At 32.8% G+C, this 13,361-nt stretch carries 16 protein-coding genes; all 16 read left to right on the forward strand.

What is annotated here, in order from left to right; all coding sequences use genetic code 11:
- Positions 1 to 64: 64 nt before the first annotated feature.
- Positions 65 to 424 carry a hypothetical protein gene (locus tag QZ260_RS04010; protein ID WP_271559943.1) on the forward strand — a complete coding sequence of 120 codons (360 nt, stop codon included), beginning with the start codon at positions 65 to 67 and terminating at the stop codon, positions 422 to 424.
- A 22-nt stretch (positions 425 to 446) separates the two neighbouring features.
- Positions 447 to 1,334 carry a DUF5777 family beta-barrel protein gene (locus QZ260_RS04015; RefSeq protein WP_295982982.1) on the forward strand — a complete coding sequence of 296 codons (888 nt, stop codon included), beginning with the start codon at positions 447 to 449 and terminating at the stop codon, positions 1,332 to 1,334.
- 5 nt (positions 1,335 to 1,339) lie between these two features.
- A complete protein-coding gene (locus tag QZ260_RS04020; protein WP_295982984.1) occupies positions 1,340 to 1,600 on the forward strand; it encodes a hypothetical protein in 261 nt (86 codons plus the stop codon).
- A 22-nt stretch (positions 1,601 to 1,622) separates the two neighbouring features.
- Positions 1,623 to 2,609 (forward strand): 4Fe-4S dicluster domain-containing protein, encoded by a 987-nt coding sequence (locus tag QZ260_RS04025; protein ID WP_295982986.1) that lies wholly within the window; start codon positions 1,623 to 1,625, stop codon positions 2,607 to 2,609.
- A 2-nt stretch (positions 2,610 to 2,611) separates the two neighbouring features.
- Positions 2,612 to 3,931 carry an NrfD/PsrC family molybdoenzyme membrane anchor subunit gene (nrfD, locus tag QZ260_RS04030; RefSeq protein ID WP_295982988.1) on the forward strand — a complete coding sequence of 440 codons (1,320 nt, stop codon included), beginning with the start codon at positions 2,612 to 2,614 and terminating at the stop codon, positions 3,929 to 3,931.
- Positions 3,928 to 4,800: a hypothetical protein gene (locus QZ260_RS04035; RefSeq protein WP_295982990.1), complete on the forward strand. Its 873-nt coding sequence runs from the start codon at positions 3,928 to 3,930 to the stop codon at positions 4,798 to 4,800. The genes nrfD and QZ260_RS04035 overlap by 4 nt, the downstream gene beginning before the upstream one ends.
- 13 nt (positions 4,801 to 4,813) lie before the next feature.
- Positions 4,814 to 5,212, forward strand: coding sequence for a cytochrome c (locus tag QZ260_RS04040; protein ID WP_295982993.1), 399 nt, complete (start codon positions 4,814 to 4,816; stop codon positions 5,210 to 5,212).
- 53 nt (positions 5,213 to 5,265) lie between these two features.
- Positions 5,266 to 6,495 carry a hypothetical protein gene (locus tag QZ260_RS04045; protein WP_295982995.1) on the forward strand — a complete coding sequence of 410 codons (1,230 nt, stop codon included), beginning with the start codon at positions 5,266 to 5,268 and terminating at the stop codon, positions 6,493 to 6,495.
- Between the two features lie 104 nt (positions 6,496 to 6,599).
- A complete protein-coding gene (locus QZ260_RS04050) occupies positions 6,600 to 7,661 on the forward strand; it encodes a lactonase family protein (RefSeq protein ID WP_295982996.1) in 1,062 nt (353 codons plus the stop codon).
- Positions 7,662 to 7,777: 116 nt separating this feature from the next.
- Entirely contained in the window at positions 7,778 to 8,344 is a 567-nt protein-coding gene (locus QZ260_RS04055; RefSeq protein WP_295982999.1) for a 30S ribosomal protein S16, read from the forward strand.
- 176 nt (positions 8,345 to 8,520) lie between these two features.
- Entirely contained in the window at positions 8,521 to 9,051 is a 531-nt protein-coding gene (gene rimM, locus QZ260_RS04060) for a ribosome maturation factor RimM (RefSeq protein WP_295983001.1), read from the forward strand.
- Positions 9,052 to 9,053: 2 nt separating this feature from the next.
- Complete coding sequence (locus QZ260_RS04065) at positions 9,054 to 9,770, forward strand: methyltransferase (RefSeq protein WP_295983004.1); 717 nt, start codon at positions 9,054 to 9,056, stop codon at positions 9,768 to 9,770.
- 109 nt (positions 9,771 to 9,879) lie between these two features.
- Positions 9,880 to 11,058, forward strand: a complete 1,179-nt coding sequence (locus QZ260_RS04070; RefSeq protein ID WP_295983007.1) for an acyl-CoA dehydrogenase family protein — start codon at positions 9,880 to 9,882, stop codon at positions 11,056 to 11,058.
- A gap of 169 nt (positions 11,059 to 11,227) precedes the next feature.
- Positions 11,228 to 12,013, forward strand: a complete 786-nt coding sequence (locus QZ260_RS04075) for an SGNH/GDSL hydrolase family protein (RefSeq protein ID WP_295983010.1) — start codon at positions 11,228 to 11,230, stop codon at positions 12,011 to 12,013.
- A 57-nt stretch (positions 12,014 to 12,070) separates the two neighbouring features.
- Entirely contained in the window at positions 12,071 to 12,970 is a 900-nt protein-coding gene (locus QZ260_RS04080) for a metallophosphoesterase family protein (RefSeq protein ID WP_295983013.1), read from the forward strand.
- Positions 12,971 to 12,978: 8 nt separating this feature from the next.
- Positions 12,979 to 13,361: DUF1853 family protein (locus QZ260_RS04085; protein WP_295983015.1), on the forward strand; the 383-nt coding region annotated here is incomplete at its 3' end.

Below are 13,361 nucleotides of genomic sequence, written 5' to 3' on the forward strand. Positions count from 1 at the left end.
ATAGTGTAGGCTATATTGAGTCTGCACTATTTGATACTAAGCTTACTTGATAAAAACGTATAATATGAAAAAACTATTTCAAACTTTAGTAATCATAGGTATTTGTTTATCTCTAGACTCATGTTATTATGATTCTATTTATGAGCCTATAACTGATGATAATGACGGAAGTGCCATTGAAGAGGTTACTTATAATAATGATATAGCACCAATTTTTGGATTCTGTAGTAATTGTCATGATGGAGGTCAAAACCCTGATTTAAGAGAAGGAAACGCATACAGTTCACTGGTTCCAACTTACGTTACAGCTTTTGATGCAGAAGTTAGCCCACTATATCTTAAATTAATAGATGGTCACCAAAATTTACCCGCGATTAGACTAGAATTAGTTAAAACCTGGATAGACCAAGGGGCCAAAGAATAATCAAACCTTTAAGAAAACAGACATGAAAATATATAAAATATTACTCTTAGCCGCTTTGGCCTTACCTCTATCAGTCTTTTCTCAAGAACAGGTTAATGATACAATTGTAAAGGAAAAACCAGAGCGCCCAGCGTTTGAAAGTTCCTTTTTATTTGATAACCCAACAAATGTTCTATTTAGTAAAAACACTTTAGAGATACAAATGTCTCACAGATTTGGAGAGCTTAATGACGACAAGAACGATTTAGCCGGCTTTTATGGCTCAGCGAATATTAGAATTGGATTAACATATGCAATTCACGATAGATTAACCGTAGGGTTCGGTACTACAAAAAACAAGAACTATCAAGACTTTAACTGGAAAGCGGCATTATTAAGACAAACACGTTCTGATAAGATACCTGTAAGTGTAAGTTATTACGGAAATTTTGCTATCGATGCAAGAAGCAAAAACCAAGGTCTTTTTATAGAGACCTCAGATAGATACTCATTTTTTAATCAGTTAATTATAGCCCGTAGATTTAACCCAAAACTTTCTTTACAAGTAGCGCCGAGTGTTTCTCATTATAACACAGTTGCTACAACAATGAGAAATGATATGGTTGCCATTGCATTTGGAGGACGCTATAAAATTAGTTCTCAAACATCTGTAATAGCAGATTATAGTCAACCACTTACTAAAATGAAGTTAGATAACCCTTACCCGGGAATTAGTTTAGGATTTGAATTTGGTACATCGGCACATACCTTCCAGTTATTTGCAACAAACTATTGGGGCATTCTTCCTCAGGACAACTATATGTTTAATAAAAAGGCTACTGGTTTAGAAGGGACCTTTGGTTTTGGCAAGCAAAAGAAAAGTGGTCAATATCTAATTGGATTTAATATAACTAGAAACTATAATTTTTAAACATTATGAAAGATAAATCTAGAAAAGGTACAAAAATCTCTCGTCGTGGTATGTTGCCACTTTTAGGAGGTGGTTTACTAATTCCTTTTCTAGGTTTTAGTAACTCAGATACTAATAGTATTCCCGAAGACGAAGAGTACACAACGCTTTTAAAGGCAGATGGCACTGCTGTAAAAGTTAAAACTAGCACCCTAAATAAATCGAAAATTGTAAAGAAAAACATATCAAATAAATCATTTCTAAACTGGCTTGGTAAAAAACTATAATTTCCTTTAACTCAATATAATTATGGAAGATAAGAACAAAAGCTCAAGACGTAAATTTCTTGACAATGGCTTAAAACTGGGAATTGTTAGTGCAATTGGCGGACTTGGCTTGTCTAAAATTACCTCCAAATTAAATGCTTCTAACGTTGATAGCTCTGGAGAGAAAATGGAGTTAATGACTACCGATGGAACGCTTATTCAAGTAGATTCATCTGAAGTTATGGAAGTAACGCATGCTAAAGAACATGATAAAAAATACAATGTTAGGGAAGGCAACCCAAATAGAAAATTTGTTATGGTGGTGGATCTTGCAAAATGCAAAAATGCCTTAAAATGTCAAAACGCTTGTAACAAGCATCATTATATTACCGGAGAAAACGCGTGGCTTAAAGTCTATAAAATGCAGGAAGAAAAAGACACAGCACCGTATTGGATGCCTATGATGTGTATGCATTGTGATCAACCAGCCTGTGTTACTGTTTGTCCTGTTGACGCCACTTTTAAAAGAAAAGATGGACTCGTACTAATAGACAACGAACGTTGTATTGGTTGCCGATTTTGTATGGCGGCTTGCCCTTACTCAACACGAGTTTTTAATTGGGGTGAACCCGGTCAAGAAGTCACTTTAAATATGGACATGACTCATCATACACCATCTCCAGAACATGCAGGAATGCCAAGCATAAAAGGAACAGTAGACAAATGTGACTTTTGCCCGCATGCCATAGACAATAATGAATTACCACACTGTGTTACTTCTTGCCCAAACGGAGTCTTTTATTTTGGAGACAAATACGAAGACACTGTAACCAATGGAGATGAAACAGTAAGATTAAGCCAATTGCTTGAAGATAAATCAGGATACCGCTTGATGGAAGGATTAGGAACATCTCCGAGTGTGTATTATTTACCTCCTGTAGATAGATTAGTCGATTTTGAAGATGGTCTAAAAGATTTCAAAGAATTTGAATCTGTTGAACCAGTTTCACCTGCTGAAAAACCTGAATAGTTATGCAAACTCATAAAACTATAATCCGAGATTTAAAGCCAAAAAAATTTGGCAAACGTGATACTATCTGGACTATTTCACTCATTGTGATAATACTCATTGGCTTAGTTGCTTATATAGATCAACTTATTACAGGACAAGAAGTTACCAACATGCGAGATTATGCCCTTTGGGGTATTTATATTTCAAACTTTGTGTTCTTTGTTGCAACAAGTTTTGTTGGAACAGTAACCGTTGCTATATTAAGGTTAACAAATAATTCGTGGCGAACACCATTAGTTAGAATTGCTGAAATTATTTCGGTTGCAGCTATTATTATGGCAGGAATCACCATCATGATTGATATGGCAAGACCTGATAGATTATTAAATCTATTTATCCATGCGAGACTTCAATCTCCTATTACTTGGGATGTAGTCATTATTCCGACTTACATAGTTATTAGTTTATTATTATTGTATTTTCCTTTGATTCCAGATTTTGCAATACTTAAAACGCACTTTAAAAAGAAAGAACCAAAACTTAGTAAGTTTTATGGCAAACTAGCTTTAAACTGGACAGGAAGTAAAGCTCAAAAATTATTACAAGAAAAATCCATAAGAATTATTGCAATCATGATTATTCCTGTTGGTCTTTTGCTACAAACCATTGATGCTTGGCTGTTTTCTACCACTTATCGAATTGGATGGGACAGCACTAATTTTGCACCATATTTTATTTCTGGAGCTTTTGTTGCTGGTGTGGGTGCACTGGTAACCCTAATTTATATTATTAGAAAAGCGAAAAGATTAGAAAATTATATTACAGATTATCACTTCGACAAACTTGGTAAATTACTAGCACTTGCTTGCTTAATTTACCTCTACTTTAATATTAACGAATATGTCATTCCTTTATTTACAGCAAAAAAAGGAGAACTTGTACATTTAGAAACATTGTTTACCGGAAGTTATTCAATTTTATTTTGGGCAGTAACTATAATAGGATTGATTGTACCAATAATTGTTTTACTGTTTAAAAAAGGAAGAAAACCAAATACCATGTTTGTTATAGGACTCATGGTTGTAATTGGATCTTGGTGGAAACGATTTGTGATCGTTACGCCAACACTGTTACATCCATTTTTACCGATTCAAGGAGTCCCAGAATCATGGCGTCACTATTTTCCTAGCTTACACGAATGGCTAATTACCTTCGCAACATTAGCTATGGCCTTTTTAATTATTACAGTTTGCGTACGTTACTTACCAGTAATACCCATTCAAAGAACAATTGATGAAATGGAAGCTTCCGAAGCTAATAATAAAAACACTGAGTCATGAAACATCTAAATCCTAGACATCTTCTACTTCTTATACTTTTATGTGTGTTTATTAGTCCTTTTTTAAGCCAAAAACTGGAAGCACAGGATAAGAAAAAAATAAAGCTTAGAATAAAAGCAGATTATACAAAGATAATAGATCATTCCTGCTTTATTGATTTAACAACTACCGCCAAAATCAACAAAAAAAACACAGGTGTTGCTAATTTAATTTTAACCATTATTAATGAAACCGATGATGATCAATTAGAATTAGGACAGGCAACTACAAACCAAGATGGAAAAGTTAGATTTCTTATAAATGACCTTAATAAATTACTAAAAGACACTCTCGGGTTTTACACCTTAAAGGTGAAATTTAAGGGTGATGAGCGTTTTAAGAAAGCCTCTAAAAGACTTTCATTTAAAGATGCGAACATAGAGGCCAAATCATTTACAAAAGACAGTGTTAATTATGTGAGCGCAACTCTAAAAGATTTACATTTAGACAGCTTATTAAGCGAGACACCTCTTAATGTGAGTGTAGAGCGCCTATTCAAGTCACTCCCTTTAGGAGAAGAATTTAATTATACTGACAAAAACGGCACTATTGTTGTACCTATAGAAGAAGGGATTCCGGGTTTAGATGGCAAATTAGTCATTGAAGTGGTATTGAATGACAGTGATGATTACGGAACTGTAAAAGCTCTGGTAAATACTACTTTTGGGAAAACAATAATTTTAGACAATTCCTTCGAAAACAGAACATTATGGGCACCAAGGAACAAAACCCCTATCTTTATTCTAATATTTGCTAATCTATTAATTTTTGCAATGTGGGGCATCATTATATATTTAATAAACAATTTATTTAGAATCAATAAATCTTAAAAAATTTGACATTATGAAAACACTTAAAAACCTAATCTTTATAGCAATTTTATCTTTCGTTATTGTTTCTTTCACCTCAATTATTCAAGATGAGTGGGTTGTTCCTGCCAAGTACGAAAACATGAAAAATCCAACAAATTCTAGTGAAGATTTAGACATTGGAAAATCACTTTATAGCAAACACTGTAAATCATGTCATGGCAAAGAAGGCTATGGTGACGGACCAAAAGCTGAAGAACAAGAAGGTGATTTAGGAGATTTCTCAACATCAGAATTTCAAGCACAATCTGATGGAGCTTTATTTTACAAGACCTCTTTTGGAAGAGACGATATGCCAGAATACACAAAAAAAATGACTGATGACGAAGACAGATGGCTTATAGTAAATTATATGAGAACCTTAGAAGAATAACTTAAGGAGTAAAATTGCCTTATTATTTTATTAAGCAATTAAACAACCATAAAATGAACCAGTCATTACGCTATATTAGTATTTCGCATAAAACAGCTTCGGTTAAACAAAGAGAAGTATTCCATATTCCTCTGGAAAAGAAAAGTGATTACACTCAAATTTTATGTAATACTTTTCCAGATATTGATGGATTGCTACTTTTAACAACTTGCAATAGGACTGAAATATATTTTGAAACCAGAACACATTCGGCGACAAGTATTCGTGATTATTTAATAGATCTAAAATTGCCTAAAAGCAGTTCTATAGATAAAAATTTATTTGAGTTTAGTGACAGTACTGAATCCACTGTAAAACACCTATTGGAAGTGTCATCTGGACTAGAGTCTTCAGTATTAGGCGATTCTGAAATTATACATCAAATTAAAAAATCGTTTCAATTTTCAATGACCCACAAACTACAAGGGTCTTTATTAGAACGTGCAATACAAAGTGTTTTTAAAAGTCATAAGCGAATAAGTAATGAAACTAATTTTAGAGATGGCACAACTTCTGTTGCCTATAAATCATTAAAAGTCATTCAAAATAATTTCAAAAACGCCAGCTCAAAGACAAAAAAAATACTTTTTATCGGAGCTGGTGATATTGTAAAACAATTATTTAAATATAATTCAAAATTTAATTACAGCAATATTTATATAAGTAATCGAAGTAAAGAAAAGGCTATGATATTGGCCCAAAAAAATAAGTGCAAAACATTTCCTTGGGCGAACGTACTGGCAAATAAATTAGATGATTTTGAAGTTATTATAAGTGCCGTTAGCAATTGTTCAAATCTGATACATGATTTAACTGTTTCAAACCATAATGTATTACTTCTTGACTTAGCTGTTCCTTGTAATATTGACAAAAGCCTGATGTATCAAAATAACGTAATGTTTCATGATTTAGATTCTATTTCAAAAGAACTTGAAGAAAATAAAGAGATGCGTATAGCTTCCAAAAGTGACGTAATTAATATTATTGTAGAAGAACTTACAACTTACAACGAGTGGCTTAATGAAGCGCAGTTAAGAGCTCTTTTGGCCAACTTGAAAATTTCGATAAACAAGGTGGTTACGAAACAGTTTCAACCTAATATTGAAGACACTCAAATTAAATTGGTAACTAATGAGGTCATGAAAAAACTAATCAATCAAAAAGAAACATTAGCATTATTACCTGAAAATGAATTAAATAAAATAATATCTGACGAAGCTTCACTTCTAATTAATAACTTGTAATAAACAACACACTAGTAGGTATTACATCTTTTTTGTGCCTTTACTACAATTCCTTTCCTAAATTCTCTAAATTAAACTACTTTAGAGCACTCTAAAAGTATGTCATGAAACTTAAATTATACACTATATTGCTTACATTAAGTCTTTTAAATTGTAAAGCACAAGATACTACGCTTTATGTTGGAACCTATACTAATGGAGATTGCGAAGGCATTTACAAACTAACATTTAACACAACTACTGGAGTGTTAACAAATAAGCAATTAGCTGCAAAAACAGAAAACCCTTCTTATTTAAGTTATTCTCCAGATAAGAAACATATTTATGCAGTAAATGAGAACGAAAAAGGGATGGTTTCCGCATTTGAAATTCAAGATAACGGACATCTCAAGTCATTGAACAAAGTTAGTACCCACGGGGCACACCCTTGTCATGTCGCTATAAATAAATCTGGTAACAAAGCAATTGTTTCAAATTATACTGGCGGAAATGCTTCTATATACTCCATAAAAAATGATGGTTCTTTAACAGAAGCTTTTCAGGTTTTAGACCATAATATTGATAGTACAGTTTCGCATGTGCATTCAGCCCAATTTTATAAAAATCAATTATACATTTCTGATTTAGGAAAAAATGCTGTCTCTAACTATCAACTAGAAAACAATATATATAAATTAGTAAATTCATCTATGGTTGACTTAACAAATAATGCAGGGCCAAGACATTTTTCTTTAACTAATAATGGCGAATTTGTTTATATTATTAATGAATATGGGAGCTCTATTACAACTGGAAAGAAGAATAAAAATGGTTTTGATAAAATTGATGAGGACTCAACCCTAGAAGTTAATTATGAAGGAAAGAATTCATGTGCAGATATTCATTTATCTAAAGATGAACATTTTTTATACGCCTCAAACCGAGGTGAAAACACTATAGCTGTATTTAAAAGAGACACCAATAAGGGCACAATAAATAAAATACAAACCATAAGTGTTCATGGTAACTGGCCCCGAAATTTCACTTTAGACCCAACAGGAAAATTTTTACTAGTAGCTAATAGATGGAGTCATAATATTTCTGTTTTTAGCGTTAATACTTCTACTGGAATGCTAAAATTCATGCATGATACTAAAATCTCAGAACCCGTTTGTCTATTGTTTTAAAAATCAATTTTATAAGTAAAAAATCTACACAAATAAAGCACTGGATATTAAAAAAATATAATATCTTTGCGCCCTCATTAATAATCGAGGTCGAGAACCTCAAATAATTAATTATTATGCCAGTAAAAATTAGATTACAAAGACACGGTAAAAAAGGGAAACCTTACTATTGGATCGTAGCAGCAGATGCACGTTCAAAAAGAGATGGTAAATACTTAGAGAAATTAGGTGCTTACAATCCAAACACAAACCCAGCAACTGTTGAATTAAACGTTGATGGTGCTGTACAATGGTTACAGAATGGTGCACAACCAACTGATACTGCTAAGACATTATTGTCTTACAAAGGTGCTTTATTAAAAAATCATCTTGTAGGTGGTGTTAGAAAAGGAGCTTTAACTGAAGAGCAAGCAGAAGCTAAATTTACTGCTTGGTTAGAAGAAAAAGAATCTAAAATTCAAGCAAAAGCTGAAGGTTTATCAGATGTTGAAGCAAAAGTGAAAGCTGATGCTCTAGCTGCTGAAAAAGCTGTTAACGAAGCAAGAATCGCTGCTGCAACTCCTGTTGTTGAAGAAGCTGAAGAAGAAGTTGCTGAACAAGCCCCTGTTATTGAAGAGGTTGTTGACGAGGCTCCTGCTGCTGAAGAAGCTCCTGCTACTGAAGCTACAAAAGACGAGGAATAAAAAAATTATTTTTTATACTTTTAAACTCCGATATAACCTATCGGAGTTTTTTTATGACATAGTATTTTGATTTAAAAAATACATGATTGAACAAATCCCGACGAAAATAGGGATCTCATAATTATTATTACATTTAAAGATTCTCGCCCAAGCGAGAATGAAAAAATTAGCTTTCTATGAAAAAAGAAGATTGTTTTTACTTAGGTAAAATTGTAAAAAAATACAGTTTTAAAGGTGAGGTTTTAGCGAAATTAGACACCGACCAACCTGAAATTTACGAAAACTTAGATGCTATATTTTTAGAATTAAGAAACAACCTTGTGCCCTTTTTTATTGAAAGCTCACAATTACATAAGTCTGAATTGCTTCGAATAAAATTTGAAGATGTGGATGTCGAATCCGATGCCGACGCGATTATGAAAAGCGGATTATACCTACCACTTGACCTACTCCCTAAACTCGAGGGTAATAAATTCTACTTTCATGAAGTTATGGGATTCACTATTGAAGATGTTAATTTCGGGAATGTTGGGATTTTAAAAGCTATAAATGATTCAACAGCACAATCTCTTTTTGAAATTGATAGAGATGGTATTGAAATTCTAATTCCGATGAATGATGAATTTATAGTTAAGGTCGATAGAGCCAATAAAACTATTCTTGTTGAAACTCCTGAAGGCTTAATTGATTTATATTTAGAAGAATAATTGTGTCTAAAAAACCCTTTAAGTTTAAAGAATTCACAATTAATCAAGATCAATGTGCTATGAAAATTGGCACTGATAGTGTTTTATTAGGTGCCTGGACATCTATTGATGAAAATCCATTTTCAATTTTAGATATTGGAGCGGGTACAGGTGTTTTATCTTTAATGTTAGCACAACGCAGTAATGCTGAACTTATAGATGCTATTGAAATTGATGATAATGCATTCGAACAATGTGTTGATAATTTTGAACAATCCTCTTGGGGAGATAGACTGTTTTGCTATCATGCCTCTTTGGAAGAATTTGCAGAAGAAATAGAAGATGAATACAATTTAATAATCTGCAACCCTCCTTTCTATTCTGAAGATTATAAAACTAAAAATGACCAACGCGATTTAGCACGCTTTCAAGATGCTATGCCCTTTGAACATTTACTTAAAAATGTTTCAATGTTACTTTCAGAAAATGGCTTATTTTCGGTTATCGTACCTTTTAAAGAAGAGACCCTCTTTATCAGTTTAGCTTCAAAATATAATTTATTTCTAAACAGAAAACTGCACGTTAAAGGTAATACTCGTTCAGAAATAAAACGAAGTTTAATCGAATTCTCTTTCCGAAAAAGCGAAACACTCATTGAATCTTTAATTATTGAAACTGAAAGACATCAATACACCGAAGATTACACAAATCTTACCAAAGATTTCTATTTGAAAATGTGATTAAATCAATAAAGATTATTTAAATTTGGAGCATAAAAATGATGATTTGATAAAAAAAATATCGTTTTAATAATTATTTTCCTTTATCCACTTTTTAAATTCAGTTTTTATGAAACCTGACTTATTCGAAGCACCTGATTATTACAACTTAGATGAACTGCTTACTGAAGAACATAAATTAGTTCGAGATGCTGCTCGTGAATGGGTAAAACGAGATGTCTCTCCCATTATTGAAGAGTATGCTCAAAAGGCAGAATTTCCAAAGCAAATTATTAGTGGCTTAGCCGAAATAGGTGCTTTTGGCCCTTATATCCCAATGGAATATGGTGGTGCAGGATTAGACCAAATTAGTTATGGCCTAATTATGCAAGAAATTGAACGTGGTGATTCTGGTGTACGCTCGACAGCTTCGGTACAATCGTCATTAGTTATGTATCCTATTTGGAAATATGGAAACGAGGAACAACGCCAAAAATATCTGCCAAAATTAGCAAGTGGTGAATGGATAGGTTCTTTTGGATTAACTGAACCTGATCATGGTAGTAACCCAAGCGGTATGGTAACAAATTTTAAAGATATGGGAGACCACTATCTTTTAAATGGTGCGAAAATGTGGATTTCTAATTCTCCTTTTTGTCAAATAGCTGTGGTTTGGGCAAAAGATGAAAGCGGACGTATTCATGGGCTAATAGTTGAACGTGGCATGGAAGGCTTCTCTACACCAGAAACACATAATAAATGGTCATTAAGAGCTTCAGCTACTGGAGAACTTATTTTTGATAATGTAAAAGTGCCAAAAGAAAATTTGTTACCAAATAAATCTGGTTTAGGCGCACCACTTGGATGCTTAGACTCCGCACGCTATGGGATTGCATGGGGTGCCATTGGTGCCGCTATGGATTGTTATGATACGGCTTTACGTTACAGTAAAGAACGTATTCAGTTTGGAAAGCCTATTGGACAATTTCAGCTTCAACAGAAGAAGCTTGCTGAAATGATTACTGAAATTACTAAAGCACAACTTTTGGCTTGGAGATTAGGCGTTATGCGTGAAAACGGAACGGCGACTTCCGCTCAAATATCTATGGCAAAACGTAATAATGTAGAAATGGCCATTAACATTGCTCGTGAAGCACGACAAATGCTAGGAGGTATGGGAATTAGCGGAGAATATTCTATTATGAGACACATGATGAACCTTGAAAGTGTTATTACCTATGAGGGCACACATGATATTCATTTATTGATTACAGGATTAGACATTACTGGGTTGAATGCCTTTAAATAGATATTATTTAAAATCACTTCTTATTAAAGCTATTTAATTGAATTCTATGGTCTGACCAGTTGTTTAACGATACAATGGTTGTAGAAATATAAAAAAAGCACTTCTATTCGAAATGCTTTTTTATGCATTTTAGGTTTTAATTTCAAAGTCTTATCTTTAAACGAAAAATATGAAATTTAAATTCTCCTTGTTATGGGTTAGTTTAGTTGGTTTTTTGTTATTTACATGTTCTGATACTTCTGAAGTAGACCCGCCTGCTGAAAACACTCAAATTAATGTTGATACTGAACAAAATGATGATGAAACTAATGAGGAAACTAACGAAGAAGAAATAAACACTTCTGGAAATAGTGCTATAAAAATTCTCTCATTGGGAGACAGTTACACTATTGGAACAAATGTATGCGGGACATGTCGATTCCCTGTACAATTGAAGGATCGATTAAAATTAAGAGTTGAATCTGCCAATGGAATACAACTCAAAATAATAGCCAGATCAGGTTGGACAACTACAAGTTTAATTAACGCAATAAATAGTGATAATCCATCTAACGATTACAATTTGGTAACACTTTTAATTGGCGTTAATAATCAATATCAAGACAAACCTTTTTCTTTATATGAAAAAGAATTTCCGTTACTTGTAAATACAGCTATCACTAAAGCTAAATCTGATAAAAATAAAGTTATTGTTGTATCCATTCCTGATTATGCGTACACTCCTTTTGGGAAAGGAGACCTGAGTATATCGGAAGATATTGATGAGTATAATGATTTTGCTAAAAATTATTGCTCTCAAAGAAATATTACCTATGTAAACATCACTGATATAACAAGACAAGGTCTAAATAACCCTGCACTTGTAGCATTTGACGGTGTACACCCTTCAGAATTAGCTTATTCTAAGTTTGTTGATAAAATACTACCATTAGCTCTGAATAAACTTAAAAATTAATTCAGAATCTCAATAAAGCGTTTCAAAGAGAAATGCTTTTTTGTTTACTTTTACTTTATGTTTTCATCCAAGAAAAGATTAGATAATGCTTATAAAAATGCAAAAGTCATCGATTTTGATGATGATAGCAAGTTCATTCTTTTTAGCGATTGCCATAGGGGTGATAATAGTTTTGCAGATGATTTTGCCAATAACAGAAACATATATTTTCATGCTTTAAAGCATTATTACGATCAAGGATTTCAGTATTGCGAATTAGGTGATGGTGATGAGCTTTGGGAAAACCTATCATTTGATTCTATCTTGAATGCTCATAGAAATGTATATATGCTCATGAAGTTGTTTCATAAGCGTAATCGTTTACACATGATATGGGGAAACCATGACATGGTTTATAGAAACCCGAATTATGTAAAGAAACATTTATCCACTTATTTTGAACCCAAAGTTGATGAAAACATTGAGCTTTTTAGTAATATTACCTATCATGAAGGTCTTGTTTTAAAACATTGTATGACAGGACAAGAATTATTTTTAACTCATGGACACCAAGCGGATTGGTGGAATTTTTTGTTTTGGAAATGGAGCAGATTTATGGTAAGAGTATTATGGAAACCCTTAAATGTTATGGGAATTGCGGACCCTACAAGCCCTGCTAAAAACTACAAAGAACTTATTAAGATTGAGCGCAGAACCAAAAAGTGGATTACCGAAAACAATAATTTAATTACAATTGTTGGGCATACCCACAGACCACGTTTTCCTGAACCTGGAAATATTGCATTTTTTAATGATGGTAGTTGCGTGCACCCCAGAAGTATTACGGGAATTGAGATTGAAAACGGTGCCATTTCATTGATTAAATGGCAAATAGCAACAAAGGACGATGGCACACTTCAAATTGTAAAGGATTTACTTGAAGGCCCTGTTAAGTTATTAGATTATAAGACTGAATAAAAAAATCGATGATCCAAAAAAGATATGAAGGTTTTTTAAAGACACCATTTTTACGGATAAATGATGCTGTCTATAATCTCGATCAATTTAAAATCACTTCAAAATTTAATAAAATAAAGATTGCTTTAGAAAAAAATCTACGTCTTGGAAAGTATGTTGAGCAACTCGTTTCTTTTGAACTAGCTCAGCAAAATAATATATCCGTTTTAGCTGAAAACATACAGATTCAAGATGGTAAAATTACTTTAGGCGAACTCGATTGTTTACTTCTTAAAAATAACAAACCTATTCATCTTGAGGTTATTTATAAGTTTTACCTTTACGATGCTACTGTTGGCGAATCTGAAATAGACCATTTTATTGGACCAAATAGAAAAGATTCTTTAAAAGA

It is taken from the genome of uncultured Algibacter sp. (genome assembly GCF_905480415.1).
Taxonomy (GTDB): Bacteria; Bacteroidota; Bacteroidia; order Flavobacteriales; family Flavobacteriaceae; genus Algibacter_B.